Source organism: Desulfitobacterium hafniense DCB-2 (assembly GCF_000021925.1).
In the GTDB taxonomy this organism is placed as follows: Bacteria; Bacillota; Desulfitobacteriia; order Desulfitobacteriales; family Desulfitobacteriaceae; genus Desulfitobacterium; species Desulfitobacterium hafniense.
This window is the reverse complement of the sequence record NC_011830.1, coordinates 244515-267500: the sequence shown is the minus strand read 5'-3', so window position 1 is coordinate 267500 and position 22986 is coordinate 244515. Positions and strand designations below refer to the sequence as shown.

Here is a 22986-nt window from a genome sequence, read left to right as displayed (position 1 = left end):
TCATCGGCCCCACCTTCGACGGCTAGCTCCCTTTCGGGTTACCTCACCGGCTTCGGGTGTTGCAGACTTTCGTGGTGTGACGGGCGGTGTGTACAAGGCCCGGGAACGTATTCACCGCAGTATGCTGACCTGCGATTACTAGCGATTCCGACTTCATGTTCTCGAGTTGCAGAGAACAATCCGAACTGAGACCAGCTTTCTCGGATTGGCTTCACCTCACGGCTTCGCTTCCGTCTGTACTGGCCATTGTAGCACGTGTGTAGCCCAAGACATAAGGGGCATGATGATTTGACGTCATCCCCACCTTCCTCCGGTTTGTCACCGGCAGTCTGTCTAGAGTGCTCACCATTACGCGTTAGCAACTAAACATAGGGGTTGCGCTCGTTGCGGGACTTAACCCAACATCTCACGACACGAGCTGACGACAACCATGCACCACCTGTCTCATAGCTCCCCGAAGGGCACTCTCTGGTTTCCCAAAGATTCTATGGATGTCAAGCCTTGGTAAGGTTCTTCGCGTTGCGTCGAATTAAACCACATGCTCCACCGCTTGTGCGGGCCCCCGTCAATTCCTTTGAGTTTCAACCTTGCGGCCGTACTCCCCAGGCGGAGTGCTTAGTGTGTTAACTGCGGCACAGAAGGGGTCGATACCCTCTACACCTAGCACTCATCGTTTACGGCGTGGACTACCAGGGTATCTAATCCTGTTTGCTCCCCACGCTTTCGCGCCTCAGCGTCAGTTACAGTCCAGAAAGTCGCCTTCGCCACTGGTGTTCCTCCACATATCTACGCATTTCACCGCTACACGTGGAATTCCACTTTCCTCTCCTGTCCTCAAGATACCCAGTTTCCGATGCAGTCCCAGGGTTGAGCCCTAGGTTTTCACACCAGACTTAAGTATCCGCCTACGCGCCCTTTACGCCCAATGATTCCGGACAACGCTTGCCCCCTACGTATTACCGCGGCTGCTGGCACGTAGTTAGCCGGGGCTTCCTCCTCAGGTACCGTCATGTAAGTACATTCTTTACATACTTACCGTTCGTCCCTGAAGACAGTACTTTACAACCCGAAGGCCTTCGTCGTACACGCGGCGTTGCTCCGTCAGACTTTCGTCCATTGCGGAAGATTCCCCACTGCTGCCTCCCGTAGGAGTCTGGGCCGTGTCTCAGTCCCAGTGTGGCCGTTCACCCTCTCAGGCCGGCTACTGATCGTCGCCTTGGTAGGCCTTTACCCCACCAACTAGCTAATCAGACGCGGATCCATCTACTAACGATAGCATCTTCAGAGGCCATCTTTCCTTAATCAGTGATGCCACCGATTAAGCTTATCCGGTATTAGCCCTCGTTTCCAAGGGTTGTCCCGGTCTACTAGGTAGGTTATCCACGCGTTACTCACCCGTCCGCCACTAAGAACTCTCTAAGCAAGCTTATTGAGCTCTCCGTTCGACTTGCATGTGTTAGGCACGCCGCCAGCGTTCGTCCTGAGCCAGGATCAAACTCTCCATAAAATTTATGAAGAACATTTGATTGCTCAAATTTCTCACTCTCATTTGACGAGTCATTGGCTGTTCCTTGTTGTTTAGTTTTCAAAGACCATTTTTGTTTTGTCACTCATTTGTGACGGAATTACATCTTACCATCTCAGCTTCTCAAAGTCAACAGTTAATTTTTAATCACTTAAGCTCTGAGGGCTTTAGAGACGGTTTTTGCAATTCAGCCCCAGTGGCGACATTTATAGATTCTAGCAAAGTCACTTGGAAAAGTCAACATCTTTTTTTAGAATCTATTTTTTGAGAATTTGGCGTCGCGACTTGTCTCACGGCGCTTAGTCATAATACCATCGCGTCACTCATAATGTCAACACTATTTTTCTAATTTTTATAAGGGCCCTTTCGCTGCCAATAAATACGCCCATGGGCACTTGTTAATGTCTCCATAAATACTATCTTTTATTCAAGATAGATATCTTTAATCTATGCTCAATGCCACCTTAAGTCGAAAACGGCAGCATTATAAATCTATGCTGCCGTTAATTATCTAAAATGTCTTTGACCTAAACCAGCTTCACTAAGTAGTAATTCTTTTTCCCCCGCCGAATGACGATAAACCGACTTTCGATCTTGTCCAGCTGCGCTACCGTAAGTGTTGTATCAGTCTGCCGAATGCCATTTACATATACCGCGCCGCTCTCCATAGACTCCCGGGCTTGTCTTCTGGAGGATACGGCACCTACCTTGATCAGGGCATCCACGAGCAGCATTTCCTGATCCTCCACATCTGCTGAAGGTACGTCACTGAAGCCTTCTTCCACTTCTTTAGCAGTCAGATTGGCTATCCCGCCGGTGAACAAAGCCTGGGAAATCTTCTCCGCCCGCTCACGGGCTTCAACTCCATGAACCAGCTCGGTGACTTCCTTGGCCAGCATCCTCTGGGCATTCCGTTTTTCTGGTTGACTCTCCACTTCCTGAGCTAACCCCTGAATTTCTTCAATGGAAAGGAAGGTGAAGAAGTTAAGGTACTTCACCACATCCCGATCATCGGTATTAATCCAGAATTGATAGAACTTATAGGGTGAGGTCTTGTCCGGATCCAACCAGACCGCTCCGCCTTCTGTCTTGCCGAACTTGGTTCCATCGCTTTTAGTGACCAAGGGTACCGTCAAGCCGTGAACCTGACGATCTTCTCCCACAGACATGCGGCGAATCAAATCCGTCCCGGAGGTGATATTCCCCCACTGGTCACTGCCACCAATTTGCATCTCACAGCCATAAAGTTCATTGAGCTTGAGAAAATCATAGGACTGCAGAATCTGATAGCTAAATTCCGTAAAAGAGATCCCCCGGCTCATTCTTGACTCCACGGATTCTTTAGCAAGCATGCTTCCCAAAGAAAAGTTCTTCCCAATATCCCTCAGAAACTCAATTACATTAATAGTTCCCAGCCATTCATAATTATTGGCCATAATAGCCGGATTCCCAACTCCCTCAAAATCAAGGAAGCAACTCAGTTGCTCTTTAATACGATTAGCCCATTCCTGAACCACTTCCGTAGGATTAAGCGTCCGTTCGCTGGTTTTGCCGCTGGGATCGCCAATTAAGCCGGTACCCCCGCCCACCAGTGCAATGGGGCAATGTCCCGCAAGTTGAAAGCGTCTGAGCATTAAGACGGGCAGCAGGTGTCCAATATGTAAACTGTCCGCAGTCGGATCAAAACCACAATATAAGGTCATCGGTGATTCAAGACGCTTATACAATGCTTCTTCGTCCGTTGTTTGATAGACTAAACCTCTGGCTTTTAAATCATCGAGAATATTCATGACTTTTATTCCCCCCTAATTCTTATTATTATACTGTTTTATGACCTTCATATCAACTTGTAAAGACTGTGTCTCACATCATTTCGTTCCGCCTTTTGTTCATAATTTAAGGCCTTGGAATTGGCCTCTGCATTTGCCCCATAATATAGAGATTTTGTTAATAGCGAAAATATGTTATAACCTGACTTTTACAGATAACATAACATAAGATTCAGAACGAGTGGAATATTATCTTAGAAAAATGCGGATTTCCGCATTTTTTATACATTTATATTGATGTTGTACGATAGATATGCGACAATATACATGAGGTGATGCTTTGTGATAAGAAAAGATTCTAAAATGCGAAGCGGCGTTTTGAAGACGCATGTACGTGTTGTGGAAGGGTATCGCCCTGGGCCGGGGATGCCCACCAAACAACGTACCATCCGAAGTTTTGGTTATCTCGAAGACCAAGACGATCCCGAGGCCTTCATGGCGATGGTAGAGGAGTTCAATGCGAACTTCAAGCAAGAGGTTCCCTTACGCATTGAAGTTGCATCCAATGCGCTGATGTATAGCGAGGAAAACCGGCGACAGAACTACGGATATAAATTCCTTGAAGCTGTCTATAACCTGCTCGAAATCGATTCGTTCATCAAGAGCTATGAAACATCGCATAGGTTCCGGGGGGAGTATTCACTCAACGACATTTTCAAATTTCTGGTGCTCGCAAGAATCCTCCGCCCGGATTCGAAGCGCGCCTCCTGTCAGATGAAGGACAGCTTTTATGGGATGCGTATGAACTTCACATTGCCGGATGTTTACAGGTCACTTGACCACTTTGCCGATTTTGAGATAGAGCTGCAGCGGCATTTAAATGAGCAAGTCAAGGGGAAGATCGGTCGCGATCTTTCCTACGCATTCTATGATGTGACCAACTATTTCTTCGAGATCGACTTCCCCGATGGTGGGGATGACCTGCGCAAGAAGGGTGTGTCGAAGGAGCACCGCACCGACCCGATCGCCGCGATGGGCCTTTTCATGGATTTGAACGGACTTCCGGTCAATATGTCGATTTTCCCTGGCAATACCAGCGATTCCCTCACACTTCAGCCGACGATGAAGGAGGTCAAGGCATCCTATGAGCTGGGCAGGCTGGTGGTGGTCGCCGACAAGGGACTCAATTCTTCGAAGAATATCGACGCGATTGTGAACAATAGTGATGGCTTCGTCTTCTCTCAGATAGTCAAAGGGAAAAAAGGGCAGCGCTATCATGAAAAGCTGTTTGATGAAAGTGGGTGGATATCGAACGAGGGTGGTACATACCGATACAAGCTGTTTAACGAAGACTACGAGGGAAAGGACAAAGACGGGAAAAAAGAACTACGGACAAGGAAAGTGCTTCTCTATTGGAGCAAGCCAGAAGCCGACAGGGCTAGACGCAAGCGGGAGGAAAAGCTTGAAAAGGCGGCGTGCTCCGTCAAGAACAATGCTTATAGCATCAAAAAAGGAGTCGATGAATACACAAAAGAAACTCTCGTTGACTTGGAGAGTGGCGAGATTCTGGAAAACACGAAAAAGTTACGTAGCGTGGATTTGGAAAAGGCAGAGAAGGATGCGATGTATGACGGCTATTTTTGTATCATCACCAGTGAACTTGACTATGATGAGCGGAAAATGCGCCAGGTGTACGGTGGCCTTTGGCGGATAGAGCAGTCGTTTAGGATCATGAAAACGGATCTTTATGCCAGACCCGTCTTCGTGAGCAAGAATGAGCATATCCGTGCCCATTTCCTGATCTGCTTCGTTGCACTACTCATCATCCGAATCCTTCAGCATCGTATGGGAAGAAAGGCACTGTCAGCTGAACGGATTGCAAGAGCGTTGGGTGCCGCGACATGTCAGGTTTTGAAGGGCGGCATCATCCACCTCGATGATGTCGGCGGTGCGATCGCATTTGAAAAGGTGCGAAATAAAAAAGGCGAGCTAGTGGACACGTTGGCATTTTCGGATAAAGATGAGGTTGCTCTAGACTACAAGGTAATACAGGATGTGTTCGGTACGGATTTCTACACTATTTATTCAAGGCAAGAGGTGTTCAACAAGTTCCTGAAGAAGATATCCCTGTAGCATAACAAAATTCATATGCGCTCTGAACGTGAAAAAGCCCATAGTTTCAGTGACTACGGGCTTATCATCTTTTTTAACTGTGAAAGTCAGGACTGTGTCTCACATCATTTCGTTCCGCCTTTTGTTCATAATTTAAGGCCTTGGAATTGGCCTCTGCATTTGCCCCATAATATAGAGATTTTGTTAATAGCGAAAATATGTTATAATTCTGCTGTGACAAAGTACACTTTAAACAGTGTACTTTCATCATGTTCGTTACCCAAGTAACACGAAAGAATAACCAAATTATTTAATTCAGGAGGGACAAGATATGGCATCTCCCCCAAAAAGAACCCCATCGAAAAGGCCTCGAAAGAAGAAACGTGTTTCGAAGTTGCGGGTCTTTTTAGTGAGTTTTGGCTCCGTATTCACATTGGCTTGTATAGCCTTATTGATTTATGTTCTGTACGTTGTCGCTGGAACTCCGGATTGGCATCCCGATACCTTGACCAACCAAAAACAAACATCCTTTGTTTATGATATGGACGGGAATCAAATTGCTGAGCTCCATGCCGCGGAGAATCGCCAGATGGTGGATTCATCAGAGATTCCTCAGCTTGTGAAGGATACCTTTGTAGCTGTGGAAGACAAACGGTTTAACGATCATTTTGGTGTGGATCCCATCCGTATTGTGGGTTCCTTTATTGCTGACTTAAAAAGTCAGTCCTGGAAAGAAGGTGCCAGCACCATCACCATGCAGCTGGCCAACAATGCTTTCATTGAGAACCCCCGGGAAAAAACCCTGGTTCGCAAGCTCCAACAAGCAGCTCTGGCGATCCAATTAGAACGGGAGTACACCAAAGATGAAATCCTCACCTTCTATCTTAACCGTATCTTTTTTGGTGAATCCTCTTTCGGTATTCAAGCTGCCGCCAAGACCTATTTCGGCAAAGATCTTAAGGCCCTAAATCCTGACGAAATCGCCCTTCTTGCCGGATTACCCCAGGCTCCCAGCGGCTATAACCCTTATTATCATCCTGAAGAAGCTAAAAAACGCCGGACCATCGTCCTGGGTGTAATGAAAGACTCAGGCCTCATCACAGCCGATGAGTATGACCAATATAAAGATGCACCTTTTGAGCATGTGGAAAATGTCAAAGCCAACCGAGCCGAATCTGAAAAGCCGGTAGTCGCCGGCACCAATTATCAATATCCTTATTTCGTTGATCATGTGATCGAAGAGCTCATCAATGAGCACGGCCTTACAGAAGACCAAATCTTCAACGGCGGCTTGAGAATCTATACCACGGTGGATACAAAGATTCAGGCAGCAGCAGAGAAGGAATTTGCCAATGCCGCCAACTTCCCACAAAGTGTGGATGAAACCCTTGTTCAAGGTGCTATGACCGTTCTCGATCCCAAGACAGGTGCTATTCGAGCTTTAGTAGGCGGCCGGGATCACAACACAGCCCGGGGATTCAATCGAGCCACTCGAGCCAGCCGCCAACCCGGTTCAACCGTTAAGCCTCTGGTTGTTTATGCCCCAGCTCTTGAAAAAGGCGGCTTTTTCCCAGGCACAGTCCTGGATGATATGCCCGTTAAATATAATGCCGGCAATGGTCAAGTATGGGCTCCCGTCAACTACGATACCGAATATGCGGGCTGGCGCGGTCTCATCACCATGCGTTTTGCTGTGCAGAACTCTGTCAACGTCTACGCGGTCAAACTCATGAACCTGGTAGGTATTGAATACAGTTGGAACTTTGCCAAAAACAGTCTCGGACTTCCCCTAGAAGAAGGCGATAAAGTACTGAGCTTAGCTCTAGGAACCAATCAGATGTCCACCTTAGATATGGCTTCCGCCTATGGCGTGTTTGCCAATAACGGAGTTCGAGTAGCCCCTCATGCGATAGAAAAAGTTCAGGATGCCAACGGCAAAGAAGTCCTCGTTCCGCAAGTTACCAAGGAACGGACCATGAAGGAAACCACCGCTTACCTTATGAACAGCATGCTGCGCAGCGTCGTCACCGGCGGAACAGGAACTCGGGCTCAGATTGGCAATTGGGCTGTTGCCGGTAAGACAGGCACTACCTCTCTGGATCCGGATATTTACGGTTACCGCACCGGGAATCCGGATGCCTGGTTCGCAGGCTATACGCCCGAATATGTAGGTGTGGTCTGGATGGGCTATGACAAAGATGATGAAACCTTAACTCACTATCTTCACAAAGTTTACGGCGGCCAGTACCCTGCCCAAATCTGGAAGAATGTTATGACCGCAGCTCATGAAGGCTTGACCGTACAGACAGAATTCCAGCAGCCTTCCGGCATTGTCGGCGGTGACTTCGATACTAAATCCGGATTAATACCCAGCAGTCTGACTCCCAAGGATTTTATCCGCAGAGAAATTGCCGCTCAAGGTGATTTCCCCACCCGTGTCAGTGATGTTTGGGTAGAAAAAGAAATTGATAAAGATCACCCAGAATATCTCGCAGGCACAGGTACCGTTAATAAAGAGAAAAAAGTATTCCTGAACATCACCGGTCGTGATTCCGAGACTCCTTGGCCAAGCGACGAACAGCCTTACAAAATGCCCGAAAAAGAGTATAACGAAACGCCACCTCCCAATGAGACGACTTCCCCGCCGGCAGGGGATCCCAGTATCCCGATCCCGACCCTGGGAGCTGTGGCTTATGATGCAGCCCAGAGCTCGGTGACCATCCCTGTCGCCTACCCCGAAGGAAGCGAAGGGCTCCACCTTATCGTTTATGTAAAATTCCCTGACCATGATTTTGTTCAGCCTTTCTCCCCCGATGCCCAGCCTGGAGGATCGAATCAGATTCATATTCCATTAAGCATAGAGGGAGAACCTATCTCACCGGGTAACTATAGTTTCTGGGCATGCTTACAAAGCCCTGAAACCGGAGCAACCGGTAACCCTTCCCCAGTGGCTGTCTTAACCATTACAGACTAAAGCCCATAAAAAAGTCCGTGTGAAATTTGGTTTTCACACGGACTTTTTTATGGGCTTTTCTCATTGTTATTTGTTTGGAACTCAAAGCAACTTATGTTTAATAACGCCCATCCCTGGCTTCTGACAAAATTACTTCTTCTTAATCGCCAAGAAGTAGATTACCGCCAGAATAACGATGACTCCACCAACAACAATCCATGGGCTCATAGGCTCATGGGTTTCTGCTGGTTGTTCGGCAGGAGTCTCTGCAGGTTTCTCCGCAGGTGTTTCTGCTGGTTGTTCAGCAGGTGTTTCACCCGGGGTTTCTGCAGGTGTTTCTCCCGGAGTCTCTCCTGGGGTCTCAGCCGGTGTCTCTTCACCACCGTGAGTACCTTCTTCGTGGCATGGAGTACAGGTTTTCCCATCCGGACTCAAGTCAGGATAAGCGTTCGTGTTCGCTGCCGAACTTAAGAACAGTCCAACGGAAAGGCTTAAAAACAGCGCAAACATCAATAGGAACCGACCTTTTTTACTCATTTCTACTCACCCCCCCTAGGTAGTATAATATCATTAACAACTTGCACGAACAAGTACGTTCTTCGAATAATCCAAAAACTTTTTCCAGGCGGGTGGCGATGCCCACAATTATTTAACCACTCTTAAATCAGGATGCTCCTGCAGCTTATTATAAATTGTCTTTCGGGTTACTCCTAATTTTTCTGCTGCTGCAGTGACATTACCACCGACGGATTTGAGCACATGATCGATAATCATAGCCTCAGCCGTGTATAAGAGCCCTTGTTCTTGTTTCTTCAGACCTTTAGCCAAAACATCCTCTACCAAGCCTTTGACTTGATAGTTTTGATAAGATTCTTGGATTCTCTTAGACAAATAATCAACCTTCAGAGTCAAACCGGCTCCCATCAAAATAATAGCTCGCTCAATTGAGTGCTCCAACTCACGAACATTTCCCCGCCAGGAGTAATTCTCCAGAGCTTCCACAAACTCTTGAGCCATCTCAACCGTTTGCTCCAGACCATATTTACGAGAGAATTTGCTGATGAATTCTTTCGTTAAGAGCAAAATATCTTCCCTGCGTTGTCTCAAAGCCGGTAATTCAATGATAAAGGTACTAATGCGGAAATAGAGATCTTCCCTAAATAACCCCTTATCCGACTCTTCCAGAAGGTCCTTCTTCGTAGCCGAGATTAAGCGGATATCCACAGGAATCTCTTTGGTACTCCCCACCTTTTGAACTTTTCCTGTGGAGATAACCCGCAGAAGTTTAATTTGATCCTGGACAGGCATACTTTCTATTTCATCCAGGAACAGGGTTCCTCCAGAGGCGGCTTCGATCTTGCCTATCTTCCCCCCTTTCAAAGCTCCCGTAAAGGAACCTTCCTCATAGCCAAAAAGCTCGCTTTCCACCAGCTCCGCAGGAATAGCCCCGCAATTAATGGCAATAAAAGGCTTCTCCCGACGTGGACTGGCTGCATGAATGGCCTGGGCGAACATTTCTTTCCCTGTTCCATTTTCCCCGAAGATCAAGACCGGAACGGAGGTGCCTGCCACATTCAACCCGATGGACTTTGCTTCATTTAATTCAGCATTATTGCCTACGATATCATCAAAGCTATATAAGCCAACCGTGGTCTTAGAACCCTGAGAATTCTCCTGAAGCCGTTGGGTCAATGACTGTTTTTCTTCTACGATAAATATCTTGCTTGTTTCGAAGTCCTCATAATCTAAGCTGTTGCTGTTTATAATCAAGGTCTTGCCATCTGCTTTAATCTCCTGGCAAGCAAATATAGAAGTCCAGTCCTCCTGAGAAAAAAACTCACTAACCTTTTTTAAAGAATTCTTCCCTTTGCTTAGATTCACCAAAGTTTGAAATTTTTCATTATAGTGTATGGATTTCTTATTATTAATATAAGCTACGCCTTGAGGAAGCAAATCAATAATATCCTTGATCTTCTTTTCATGCTTCTGGGTCATCGGCAAGTAAAGGCGGTCAAAGACTTGGGCAAGATAAGTGACTAACCAAAACGCATCCTGAGTCCTTTTTATATCCTTTAAACCAATATGGATCCCTCCCATAACTTCACCTTGGTGATTGTGTATGGGAGCAGCTGTATTCACCCCGTTTTCAGCAGGCCAGTATTGATAGCTTAAGGAACTAACTAAGGCAACAGGAACATTCTCAGCTAAAGCTATGGCAGTAGCATTTGTCCCCACAGTTCTCTCCGAGCATTCTCCGATAAGATTAGCAAAGGGACTTCCTAGATCATCATAGATATGTTTGGTTAAGCTCTCTTTTGCTGAAAAGGTAAAGGTAAACCCCTGATAATCGATCAGTTCGAGAGCCTGTTTAATAAAAAAGTTGTAGCGCTCCAAACACTCTATAAAACGGCTAAGCTCTTTGCTTTTGGACTTATCTATTGGGTGATGGCAAGGTTTTTCAAAGGGATCCACTCCGTACCGCTGACTCCGTACCCATGAATTATAAACCACTTTGGGAACAATGCCTGGATCCACGGGTTTGCCCTCCATAAAAAGCTCCCGCTGATCTCTGCATTTCTCCAGATAGGCTTTTTCTGTTCCTTGGCTTATCCTTTGCAAAAGTTCATGAACATGCATGGGACTCCCTCCATTCAACATGTACGGTGAAGCAAGCGCATATATTCTTGAGCCAACTTTCACAACTATTAAGGCGGCTCGGATCCCTTTTAAAAATGCTATTCTTTTTTGATTATACTATCTGGGCATTAAGAAAACCATAGAAATATCGTTTGCCGCAAGGGTAGACCCCATGTCTTCAAGCCACACAACATGGGGTATCCCCCTGTCTTCTCTATTGAATCTATAATTAAGTCTTATTTCCCAGCGATATGTTTTCCGGCAATATAACCAAAAGTACCGGCTGAGGCAATTCCGCCTGTATAAACTTCTCTGAAAATACCTGCGCAGGGCGGGCAGGCATAGAGATTGGGAATCGGGGTTCTCTGGACATCAAGAACCTGAGCATTTTCGTTGATGGCAACCCCACCGAAGGTATGGTAGATATTCGCGGTTACAGGTACAGCATAGAAAGGACCTTGGGCGATCTTATTATGATTGAGCACCCTGGGAACTTCAAGACTGTCCGTAGTACCGCTATCAATGGCCTTATTGTATTCGTTGACTGTTTTCAAAAAGGCCCCCTTATGCATACCATGGATTTCCTGGCACTTTGCAGCCAACTCCTCAAGAGTTGCAGCTTCTACAACCTTACCCCCCTGATCCATATACATCTTAAGAATCGCTTCCGACCCCGCCGCCTTGTCATAGATGGCCTTGTCCCCAATCATAAAGGCCATCGCTCTTTTTTGCTTTAACACTTCTTGAGGGAGTCTGGCGTATTTGGCTTCGATGGGAGATGTCTCATCTGCAAAACGTTTACCTTGAAGATTGACCAGAATACCTGTGGTCTCATCAGGGAAAAGAAAGTTGACCCACATGGGAACGGCAGGACGCCCGCCGCCGATGCCCGGCAGGCTTTGTGGATCACCGGCGCGCTTTTCCTCATAGAGCTCCGGCTCATCTTCCACCGCCGGTCCTGGAACAATACCGGAAAAAGTCCCGGAGAAGGTCGAAAAGCTTCCCTGAGTCATAGCTCCAACCCCTTGGGCCATCAGCATTCCGCTGCCCGTATTATAAGGAGTCCCCATGTTTCGGGCCACATCCCCATTAGGTCCAATATACTTAGCCATCAATCCTTTATTGGATTGGAACCCACCCGTAGCTAAAATAACGGAACCAGCCTTAATGAAGATGGCCTTGGATTCACCCTTCTTAATGGCTTGAACACCGCAAACCATACCGGCTTCATCAATGACAAGGCGCAAAACCCGTGTCTGGGTCATGATTGTACCGCCCTTACCTGTGACAAAGTTCGCTAAAGCATCAAAATAGGCTTTATGCCTAAGATATCCCGCTTCACCGGAGCCTAAGCCGTAGTCATTATTGAACCCCTTGCCGCCCGGATGCTTTTTAAGAGGGATACCATTCTTCTCCAGCCAAGGAAGGTATACTTGTCTAAAGGTTTCTACATACTTTTTCGCAAGTACAGGATCATGCAGATCTTCAGTATGCTCTTTGTATTTTTCCCATGTATCTAGACCCCAGGAATGGATGGTACCGCCCGAATATGCGGAGCCACCGCCGAGAAAGGCACTGATTTCGCAGAGGATGACCTTTTTGCCTTCTTCTACGGCAGCCGCGGCTGCACTTAACCCACCATTACCGCCACCGACGACGACGACATCCGTTTCCTGATCCCATGCTTCGGGAGCTGACGCTGGGGCAACCGCCTCGGTATTATTGCAGCCCACTAAAAAACTGGATCCAGCCACAACAGCGGCACCTGCAGCGGCTCGTTTAATAAAATCTCTTCTGTTAATGGTCATTCCGATTCCCTCCTAAAATTTAATAGGATTACTTAATCGTGGTCATTAACTTGTTTTCCTTTTGCGCTCCTTTGGTATCATTGCCATTGTCTTTTCAGGCCTTATCGGTTTATTCCCGATTTCCCTCCCCTCTTGATGTTTTGTCGAAATTTCTAAACTCGGAAGAGCAAGACTGAGCAACTTTTTATAATGCAAAAACCATGCCAACTCTCTTTTTAATACAACTTGTTCAAAATAGTACTTAAACAAAGCTTTGGGGAGCTTTATGTGAATGTCTGACTCATGATCAGCTTGTGAAAAAATTACACAAGCCGATCTATGAGTATTTTGGGAACAGTTACTTGTTGTATTAAGAATTAATGCTTGTCATTTGTCATTCAAATGGTGCACCGGTGCAACATTTGGGTAAAAAAGAAGAACCGGTCTTCCCGGTTCTTCTTCTCTTCTTGCTCTATTCCTTGCTTTCAACTGGCTCTTCTTTCTTGCTCTCAGCCGGCTCTTCTTTTTTACTTTCGGCAATTTCCTTTTTCTTTTTCTTGCCATCATCGTCAGAGAGATCTGTGGCATCTTTAAACTCTTTGATACCTTTGCCTAAGCCCTTGCCCAGTTCAGGGAGCTTCCCAGGTCCAAAAAGAATCAGAGCAATAACCAAGGCAATAACTGCAACAGTAGGAGTAATCATAGCAAATGTTACCATATCGTCACCTCAAGTCAAATTTTCATATACATGCATTATATACATATCCGGCATGAAAAATCCAGAAAAAGTTCTATTATTTTAATTCCACGACAGTTACGCCAAGATCCCCTTCCCCATGCTGTCCTAAGCGGAAAGATTTGACATGGTGATGACCGCGCAGGAATTCATGAATCCCCTGTCTTAAAGCCCCTGTCCCTTTGCCATGAATGACATAGACCTGGCCGACTCCCGTCAGTACGGCGTCATCCAGATATTTATCCAATTCATAGCCGGCCTCTTCCACCATCATCCCCCGTAGATCGATTTCCGTACGGATGGTTTCGGCTTTTTTCATCCCGACTTTCCCCTGTCCGCCTACGGATCGAGTGGGTTTGGCCGCTTTCTCTTCCTGGATCAGCCGAATTTCACTCAGAGGAACATTCAACTTAATCACTCCTGCCTGGACAAAAACCTCTCCAGAATCATTGGGCAGCTTAAGGACCTGCCCTTTTTGCCGGAGCTTAGTCATATATACCATCTGCCCCAGTTTAATCTCTTGAGGCTCCACTCCATGAGGAGTTCTCAGCGGGGTATCCTGATCTCCCACTTTATTGGACAATTTACGAATCCCCTGGCGGGTTTTTTCAATAGCTTGTTGATCTTTTCGCTCCTCTTTAAGAGCAAGCTTCAACTCATCAATAAGCCTCTCCGCTTCTCTCCTTGCCTCCCGGACAATCTCTGTGGCCTGATCCCTAGCCTTGGCCATAAGTTCCTGATAGTCATCCTCCAGCTTTTGAGATTTCTCCTTCAGTCCGAGACTTTCCTTCTCAATGGCCTGCCGTTCCTCACGGGCCCGGCGTTTTTCCAAATCAATCTCCCGTTGAGTATCCTCAAGGTTTTCGATTAAATCGGCCACCTGCATTTCCCGCTCCGTAACAAAGGTTCGCGCCCGATCCAAGACCCCTTCCGGCAGTCCCAGCCGTCCGGCGATATAAAAGGCATTGCTTTTGCCGGGAATACCGATCAGCAGGCGATAGGTAGGTCTTAAGGTCTCCGAATCAAATTCTACAGAAGCATTTTCTACCCGGGTCGTATTGTAGGCAAAATTCTTTAACGCTCCATAATGGGTGGTAGCCACAATTCTCGCTCCCCGTTCATGAAGCTCAGCAATGATCGCCATAGCCAGAGCTGAACCTTCCGTAGGGTCAGTGCCCGCTCCCACTTCATCAAGGAGGATCAGGGAACGCCAATCGGCTTTTTCCACAATCTCCACAATGTTTTTCATATGACCGCTAAAGGTACTTAAGGACTGTTCCACACTCTGCTCATCCCCGATATCAGCAAAGATCTGAGTAAAGACCCCTACCCGGGAGTCCGACTCGGCAGGGATATGCAAACCGCACTGAGCCATAGCCGCCAAAAGTCCAATGGTTTTCAAAGCCACCGTTTTCCCGCCGGTATTGGGGCCAGTGACCACCACCGTATCGAAGCGAGTCCCCAATTGGATGGTTAAGGGCACCACCTTTCCTGTAAGAAGAGGGTGCCGCGCCTGGACAAGGCTTATCTCCTGCTTTTCGGTAAGAATCGGCGCTCCTGCATTCATCTCTTCACTGAGCCGTGCTTTAGCCAGGATGAAATCCACCCGAGCCAGGGCCTCGTGAGCATCGGCTATGGCCTCTGCCTCCCCTTCCACACGGGCTGAGAGGAGTAAAAGGATTCGCTGAACCTCCCTTTGTTCCTTAAGGACCACTTCCCGCAGCTCATTTCCCAAGTTGACCACAGCCATGGGCTCAATATAAAGGGTCGCTCCACTGGCCGATTGATCATGGACGATACCTTGAAATGATTGGCGGTATTCCTGTTTGACCGGGACCACATAGCGTTCCGAGCGCTGAGTAACAATAGGATCCTGAAGAATCTTTTGGTAGGCGGGGTTGCGAATGATGCCATCTAAGGTTTCCCTGATTCTGGTCTGCAGGCGGGAGATGCTCCGACGCAAATCCGCTAAAACAGAGGACGCTTGATCCGCTACCTGACCATCCTCCGTAATACAGCGGGTAATCTCCTCCTCAATACCCTTGGGCAGAATAACCTGTTCCATGATCCCCTTAAGATGAGGAACCTCCGCCTTGCCTTCTTGCAGGCCTTGCTTTACGATGCGGGCTGCTTTTAAAGTGTCCCGAATCTGCAGCAGCTCATCGGTCGTTAAGGTCCCTCCCTTTAAGCACCGCTCCACTAAAGGCCGGATTTCCCGGGCTCCCCGCACCGAAAAAAGCGGATTAATCCTTAGTATATCCTTGCCCTCACCGGTTTCCTCCAAAGCCTCCCGCACCAAATCCAAATGTGAGTGGGGTTCCAATTGCTCTGCCAATTCCCGGGCCCGCGGCATAATGCACTGATTGGCAAGACGTTCTAAGATTTTATCAAAATCGAGTTTCCTGATCACCCGTTCATTGAGTACCATATTCTACGGTATTCCTCCTTCTTTAACAATGCCTGACTTAAAGCACTCCTCTAAAATAATGTCCTTTGGTAAACCCTTCCGGGAAACGCTCTGCCAAGTATCCATTGACCTTTTCGGCCTGCTCCTCTGAGATGCGCTCCCCTGCAAGTGCCCTCTCCCAACCTTCAAGAAAGACTCGTACCGTATCGCGAATCTGGACAGGATTGGCCCGATCCAGCTGCAAACGAATCCGTTGAACACCCATTTTGGCAATGCTCCCCAATTCCTTGTAAAGATTCAAGCGCTTCACATTATAAAGATGCATCCGACAATCCAAATCTGTTTCGATGGGGAAGTCATAGTTGAGCCGATCTCTCAAATAATGGGGTTCCTTCACACAGGGCGCCGTACATTTTGTTCCTTTTTTGCCTCCCAATGTGGCACCTACAGGGCAATACTCACTGACCATCATCTCCAGCTCCCCAAAGGCAAAGACTTCTGTCTTGGGCCAACGGGCCAGAGGCTCAATCTGGCTATGTTCAAGCTCTGTAGACAGGGTCACCCCTTGGGCCCCTAAACGGAATAGATGGGCCACCGCGGCCTCATTAAAGATGTTGACAGGGTAATCCACCTCAAAAGGCCAGTCCGGATCGATATCCTTCACCATTTCCAGCTCTCCCAAGTTCGCGACCATGATCCAGGGACGATCCTCCCAGGCCTTTACCTTAAGCAAAGCCTCATACCACCAAGCACTTTGCTCTTCGTTTAAAATCCGCGGCAGGCGCAAAAGGCAGTTTGCTCCCTGTTCTTTGCAAAGCCTTACACCGGCCCGGATGTCCTCCCAACTCATCCCCTTGCGGGAACGCCAACGCTCCCCACCCAGAGCAATTCGCCTTGCCCCAGCCTTTAAAGCCGCCTTTACTCCCTCCAGATCGCTGACGGCAACAGTCAAGCGCCTTGCTGCTAAAGAAGCAGCTTTGCTATGACTTCCGGGCAGCGGCTCTTTATGTTGCTGAGCTTGCTGAACCTGCTCCTCTTGCTCAAGCTTAAGGCGATTTTGCCATTCCTTCAGGCGCTGCTTATATTCCCCTCTGGTAACTTTTTCTTGCTGGAAAGACTTATGGAGCAAGCCTTCAACTACAAGCCTTCTCATCTCATTGAGTTCACTGACCGGAAGCATAAGTCCTTCCTCCACCTCCAGGTCCAACTCTTCCAACCAAAAAGGTGTTGTACCCAGACGATTTAGCTGTTGGAAGGCGTACTCCTGAGTTAAGGGGCGCTTCATAGCCTGCTGAGCCGGGGTAGCTGAATCTACCCGGACATGTTTGTCCTGATCCCAAGCCTCTAAGGCCATAAGCTCTCCGATGGAGCCGGATAGGCGCATTTTCAAAGGGCGCTTGCGCCGCTCCTTACCCTCCTGGAAACTCTGGCGGGCTTTTTCCATCAATTGCTCATCATGAGTTTTAAATACCCGATCTCCGGGGTGGGATTTGCCCGCAAACTCGATCTGAACGATATCTCCCGGCTTCCCTTCCTCGCTCTCCCTCTTGCCTTGCCAAACCTTCTGGACCGTGATCCCTTCCCGGCCCCGGCTTGTCCAGACCTCAATTCCATCACCGGGTCTGAGATACGCCTCCAGTTTAATCTCCAGCTGATTGCCCCTATTCTGAACAATCCTGCCCAGACGAATCCCTCTATTGTTGGGGCGGGCATAGCTCATCAACTCCGCTCCAGGGTGACTATGGAAATAAGCCCGAGAAAAATCCCGGTTAAAAATCTGTAAAAGTTCGGTCTTTTCTTCCCCTGTCACCGCTGACCCAGCGTTTACGCCATTTTCTTGGGAAAGCACGTGATCCAGAGCACGACGATAAATACGAGTGACCGTAGCCACATACTCCGGCCTTTTCATCCGTCCTTCCACTTTCAAGGAGTAGACCCCACACTCTTTTAAAGTATGAATCTCCTCCACAAAGTTCAAATCCCGCGGACTTAGGAGGTGATTGCCTAGGTTAGCCTCAGCCAGCAGATCTTTTCTCTCTTCATTCATCAGTTGGTAGGTCAGCCGGCAAGGTTGAGCGCATCTTCCCCGGTTGCCGCTTCGGCCCCCGATATAACTGGACATCAAGCATTGCCCCGAGTAGCAAATACACAAGGCCCCATGGACAAACACCTCTATCTCCAGAGCTGTTTTGGCAGAAATGGTTTTCATCTGCTCAACCGACACTTCCCGGGCCAGGACCACTCGTTGAAAGCCCAGTCTTTCTACATGACGAACACCCCAGGTTGTATTGATGGTCATCTGGGTACTGGCATGGCGCTCCATCTCCGGCAAAACGCTCCGGATCATTGACCCTACGCCAATATCCTGAAGGATCAGGGCATCCACCCCAATCTCGTATAAGCTGTAAATATAATCGTAAAGCTCAGGAAACTCCTGATCGGCAATCAAAATATTCACCGTCACATAAACCTTCGTCTCCCGCTCATGGGCATACTGCACCACCTGCCGCAACTCATCCAGGCCAAAATTAGCGGCACTGGCCCGGGCATTAAAGCTCTTTCCCCCCAGATACACCGCATCGGCCCCATTCTCTACAGCAGCTTTAAAAGACTCATAACTCCCCGCCGGAGCTAAGAGCTCCATAGAAGATAACTCCGCATCCTTAATGTGTGACATTCTACAATTCCCTCGTTCCTAATATCATCCTCACGATCCCCGGCGTCACATCCTCCAGCCGCTCCCACTGTGGCCATTCCAACGGCTTGCTGGACCAGCCCAGAGCAGGAACCGGATTCTGAGTATGGCCTTTAACGCGAAAATCCTCAATATTCCCATGATCGCTGGTTAAAAGCCAGGTCACATCCTCATGACGAACTACAGACATAAAACCCCCGATAAACCCATCAATCTGCTCAATTAAAGCCACCGCTTTTTCCCAATCCTGTTTATGGCCGCGCACATCCGTCTGGAAGAATTCATACAGAGTAAAATCATAGTCCAAAGCCAGGCGGCCCAGGTTTTTCCCTGCTTCATAAGAAGTTATTAGCGGTATATCTGCTTCTTGTTCCAGCTCCCTGAGGATCTCATTGGTCATATCCTGATAGACCCCTTTTCCCTGCAATAGATCCTCGATCCGGCGTAAAGGCACCCCACCAGCCAGGGCGGATAAGGTAGAAGCAGTATGCCTCCTCTTCCCGGAAGCTATCATCTCATCATAATGACTGGTAAAAGTATTGGCAAAAGTCACCTTCTTACCTTGATCTGCTAACTGTTTAAAGATAGACTTTTCTTTTATAATCTCCGCCAGTTTTTCATTGGGATAGGCATTCAGATGAAAGCCCAGTGCCTTGGCACCGTTAACCCCCGTCCACAAAGTCGTCTGACCTGTAGCACTTTGAGGAATTCCGGTCACATCCAAGGAGGCATCCAAGGGTATAAGGATTAGCTGCTCAGATTCTATCCGACGCTCCTGTCCCCACAGATAATGTCCTCCCAACAATTCATCTATGTAAGGGGTATGGGCAGCCATAATAGGATTATCCCGGTCTCCGCCTAACCCAAATCCATCAAGAAATATCATCACAAAATGCATCAAGCCACCCTCTCTCTATATCCCTACTTTAACAAGCCTTTTCCAGGTCATATCTCTACTTCATGGCAGTTTTCTCTTGGCTTTAGCTAACAGCCCTTCAGCAAGCTATACCAAGCAAAAATACATCTATAAATTCCTAAAAAATAAACACTATATAAGCATTATACACTCTTTTTAGTGTATCCAAAAATCACTGAAAAAGCCAGATTCCCCTCTGTATTATTGAAGCTAAGCCGCCCCTTCACTGCTGAAGAATGCGGCTGGGTTCTTTCCAGAACAAAGTAATGATCACCCCAAGAATCATAACTGCTACAGAAAAATAAAAGGGATAATCAATGTCTACATCGAACAGCATTCCCCCGATGATCGGACCAAAAATATTCCCCAGGCTGGTGAACATAGAGTTCATGCCCCCAACAAAGCCCTGCTCATTCCCGGCAATTTTTGAGAGGTAAGATGTTACCGCAGGCCGGAACAGATCAAAGCCAATAAAGGCCAGAGTCGTTACCACCAGGATCCATACATAGGAATGAACAGCGGTCAATAAGAAAATAAGGATCCCAGATAGAATCAGGCTATAGCGAATCAACTTGATTTCACCCCAGCGCCGGGCAAGCCGCTCAAAAAGCAGGACCTGGATCAAAGCTCCCAGCAAAGCACCTGCGGTAATAACAAAAGCAATTTCCTTGGGAGTAAAGAAAAACTTGCCATCGACGAAAAGGGCGAAGAAGGACTCAAAAGCCGATAAACCGAAGGAGGCAATCAGGATCAAGGCGAAGGCAATAAAGTACATAGGAGCCAGCATGCGCTTAATGCTCGTCTTAAGCTTTGGAACCTCTTCTTCAGCGGCTTCATTGGAGCGATCCGGCTCCTTCAGGAAAATGATGGACAGTATTGCAGCGACAGCACCGAGGGCTCCGGCAAAGAAAAAAGGGGTACGTGTACCAAAATCCGCCAAAAAACCACCGATACCCGGCCCGATAATAAACCCTGTGTTGATGGCAGCCGACATATATCCCAGTGCCTTAGGCCGTGTTTCCAATGTTGTGATATCCGCAATAAAAGCTGTCACAGCCGGCATGATTAAAGCCGAGCTCACACCCCCCAAGATCCGGGCCAGGAACAGAACTTCGATTTCTTGTCCTAAACCAAAAAGCACTTCAGAGAATCCAAAAAGAAACAACCCTGTCACCAGAACCTTTTTCCGGCCTATTTTATCCGCCGCTTTACCGGCAAAAGGTGAACAGATAAGCTGGGCTATGGCAAAAGCAGCAGTCAAATAGCCCACTACCGTGCCGTTCACCCCTAATTCTCTCATCAGCGTCGGCAGGACAGGGATAACAAGGCCGATCCCTAAAAAGGCAATAAAGATATTCATAAGCAATAATGCTAAAACGGTCTTCTGCTCATTCATGCTGTATCTTTCTCCTCAATAATTACATGCAGAAAATCTCTGCCCATGCTCAATAATATAAACCCTCCAGCAACTAGAGGGTCAATAAGAACTTTTACTATTTTTCAATTGTCTTTCCTTAAAGCAATTGTACCTTTAATTCAACCATGAATTCTTCTTCCTTGTGCTGAGAGTACCTTGTTGGCGTGAACAGATCATAAACATGATCGGCTACAGGAAGTTCCTTACTGCGAATATAATGGTATAGCCGCTGATAATGCTCTATATACCGATCAGGATGATACTGAAAAGCAATGCCTATAAAGCGGCTTTCCGAAATCAGGCGGATATTCCTCCTATAGGCAGGATGACTGTTCAACCGATCGGTCATTAATGGGGTGAATATATGAGTACATCGAACTTCATCCATCGAATTATAGTCGAGAAGAGGGTATATGCAGCCGTAATGGCTGCTTATTCTACTGCCTTCCGCTTCCACCAACTTAATCAGTTCACCGTAACAATCATTAGGAATAGATTGGGGAGCATAATTTTCGACAGGCAATGTGAATATCTGCAGATCTTCGGTTTTCTCAAAAACATCCGTAGCCAAGGCCGTCTTCATTTGCTGTTGGAGCTGCTTCTTCGTTTGCTGCAGATTCTTATGGATTTCCTGCAGCCCTTGTATTTTGCCCTCGATAACATCCTCCTGATGCTCAAGGAAGCAAAAGAGCTCAGCCGGAGTATAATTCAAAACGGTTTTTATGTCTGTCAGTGGGGTGCCGATGTATTTAAGGGATTTAATCATATCCAATATATACAATTGAGATTCCTTGTAATAACGGTAACTAGTCAATGTGTCCACATGAGCCGGTTTGTATAAATCAATCTGATCATAATAGCGCAAGGTTGGGATCGAAATATTCGAGAGTTTGGCTACTTGACCAATGGAATAATACTGCTCTTTCATTGCTCCTCCGCTGTTGGATCGTACCTTATCAGGTGAGATCTAGGCTCTTTCTAATCAATGCATCCTTTTTAGTGTATCCAAAAACCATCCAAAACGCCAGCTCTCCGTGAATATTAAAAGCCGGGATGCCCTCACTGGCTAACTTTTTTAGCAAGCTGAGAGTTCAGTACATCTTTGGCAATCGCCATAAATTCCTCATCCATGACGGAAAACGGCCTGCCTTTCCGGCGAATAAAACCAACATGGAATTGAATCGGCTCTTTGAGCGGAATTCCTGTCAGACTGGACTTATGGAAAAACGACTCCAGATAATCCGTGGTTAAACCGATGGCGATATTTTTATTTACCATATCCCGATACATGTCAACATTGGTTGTCTGAAGAATGACGCTCAGATTTTTGACGGTACGACCAAAGAATAAGTCCTTACCGACTTCCTCACTATTATAATCGGAGGCAAAAAGGCAGATGGGGTATTGGGCTATTTCCTCAAAACTGAGGGCAGGAAGCTTGGCCAGGGGAGAAGTTTCCGAGACGAGGACCTGCAGATGACAACTATGAATCGGTTCAAAATCAAATTTTTGCTTGAACTGCTCCGTAGTATAATGTTCTGTCAAGCCCACCAGCCCAATTCCATCCACTTCCGAAGGATCGGAAAGGGTTTGCAAAAGAAGGGTCAGGTTCTGTTCTTTGGTAGCCAGTTTGATTTTGGATTGCTTGTGCAGTTTTTTCAATATCCTGGGCAGGAACGTGTTGGCCATAAAGGGATCGATATAGAGAAATAATCTTGCTTTATAAGAAGGAGTTTTGTCTTTCTGAAAAGACTGCAATTCTTCCTGCAACTCCTGGTATTGCTTCACGAAATCTCTGGCCCTGACCAGAACGCACTCTCCTGCCGCAGTGAAGGTAACCCGGTTCCTGTGATTGTGGAGTATTTTCACATCCAGTTCCTTTTCCAGCTGCTGAATTGAATAACTGATTCCCTGCTGAGACATAAAGAAATATTTCGCTGTCTGGGTGATGGAACCGGTCTCAGCCAGGCTGATGAGGTATTCCATTTGTTCAAGACGCATTGTACAACGCCCCTATACTTGTAATTTCTAT

General features: G+C 47.2%; 13 protein-coding genes and 1 rRNA gene (1 of these 14 cut by a window edge). 2 read left to right on the top strand and 12 right to left on the bottom strand.

Annotation, left to right across the window (positions count from 1 at the left end):
- Both DHAF_RS01265 and tyrS read right to left on the bottom strand, forming a co-directional pair.
- Positions 1-1507, bottom strand: a 16S ribosomal RNA gene (locus DHAF_RS01265) (it extends 59 nt beyond the left edge of the window).
- A gap of 545 nt (positions 1508-2052) precedes the next feature.
- Positions 2053-3315: a tyrosine--tRNA ligase gene (gene tyrS, locus DHAF_RS01260; protein WP_015942640.1), complete on the bottom strand. Its 1263-nt coding sequence runs from the start codon at positions 3313-3315 to the stop codon at positions 2053-2055.
- Positions 3316-3636: 321 nt separating this feature from the next.
- Here tyrS and DHAF_RS01255 point away from each other — a divergent pair, with 321 nt between their 5' ends.
- On the top strand, positions 3637-5427 hold the full coding sequence (locus tag DHAF_RS01255; protein ID WP_015942639.1) for an IS1634 family transposase: 1791 nt from the start codon (positions 3637-3639) through the stop codon (positions 5425-5427).
- Positions 5428-5737: 310 nt separating this feature from the next.
- Entirely contained in the window at positions 5738-8380 is a 2643-nt protein-coding gene (locus DHAF_RS01250; RefSeq protein ID WP_005808242.1) for a transglycosylase domain-containing protein, read from the top strand.
- Positions 8381-8509: 129 nt separating this feature from the next.
- Here the strand turns inward: DHAF_RS01250 and DHAF_RS01245 are convergent, their stop codons facing one another.
- The 10 genes from DHAF_RS01245 to DHAF_RS01200 all read right to left on the bottom strand — a co-directional run bounded on the left by DHAF_RS01245 (position 8510) and on the right by DHAF_RS01200 (position 22955).
- On the bottom strand, positions 8510-8896 hold the full coding sequence (locus DHAF_RS01245) for a hypothetical protein (protein WP_005808240.1): 387 nt from the start codon (positions 8894-8896) through the stop codon (positions 8510-8512).
- A 108-nt stretch (positions 8897-9004) separates the two neighbouring features.
- Complete coding sequence (locus tag DHAF_RS01240; RefSeq protein ID WP_015942638.1) at positions 9005-10996, bottom strand: sigma-54 interaction domain-containing protein; 1992 nt, start codon at positions 10994-10996, stop codon at positions 9005-9007.
- 236 nt (positions 10997-11232) lie between these two features.
- Positions 11233-12804 carry an FAD-dependent oxidoreductase gene (locus DHAF_RS01235; RefSeq protein WP_011458992.1) on the bottom strand — a complete coding sequence of 524 codons (1572 nt, stop codon included), beginning with the start codon at positions 12802-12804 and terminating at the stop codon, positions 11233-11235.
- Between the two features lie 451 nt (positions 12805-13255).
- Entirely contained in the window at positions 13256-13501 is a 246-nt protein-coding gene (tatA, locus tag DHAF_RS01230) for a twin-arginine translocase TatA/TatE family subunit (protein ID WP_005808234.1), read from the bottom strand.
- 76 nt (positions 13502-13577) lie between these two features.
- On the bottom strand, positions 13578-15947 hold the full coding sequence (locus DHAF_RS01225; RefSeq protein ID WP_011458990.1) for an endonuclease MutS2: 2370 nt from the start codon (positions 15945-15947) through the stop codon (positions 13578-13580).
- Positions 15948-15984: 37 nt separating this feature from the next.
- Positions 15985-18603, bottom strand: a complete 2619-nt coding sequence (locus DHAF_RS01220; protein WP_011458989.1) for a U32 family peptidase — start codon at positions 18601-18603, stop codon at positions 15985-15987.
- 1 nt (position 18604) lies between these two features.
- On the bottom strand, positions 18605-19519 hold the full coding sequence (locus DHAF_RS01215) for an alkaline phosphatase family protein (protein WP_015942637.1): 915 nt from the start codon (positions 19517-19519) through the stop codon (positions 18605-18607).
- Positions 19520-19760: 241 nt separating this feature from the next.
- Positions 19761-20933 (bottom strand): multidrug efflux MFS transporter NorA, encoded by a 1173-nt coding sequence (norA, locus tag DHAF_RS01210; protein ID WP_011458987.1) that lies wholly within the window; start codon positions 20931-20933, stop codon positions 19761-19763.
- Between the two features lie 118 nt (positions 20934-21051).
- Positions 21052-21882, bottom strand: a complete 831-nt coding sequence (locus tag DHAF_RS01205) for a MerR family transcriptional regulator (protein ID WP_011458986.1) — start codon at positions 21880-21882, stop codon at positions 21052-21054.
- A gap of 131 nt (positions 21883-22013) precedes the next feature.
- Positions 22014-22955 carry a LysR family transcriptional regulator gene (locus DHAF_RS01200; protein ID WP_011458985.1) on the bottom strand — a complete coding sequence of 314 codons (942 nt, stop codon included), beginning with the start codon at positions 22953-22955 and terminating at the stop codon, positions 22014-22016.
- Positions 22956-22986: the final 31 nt, after the last annotated feature.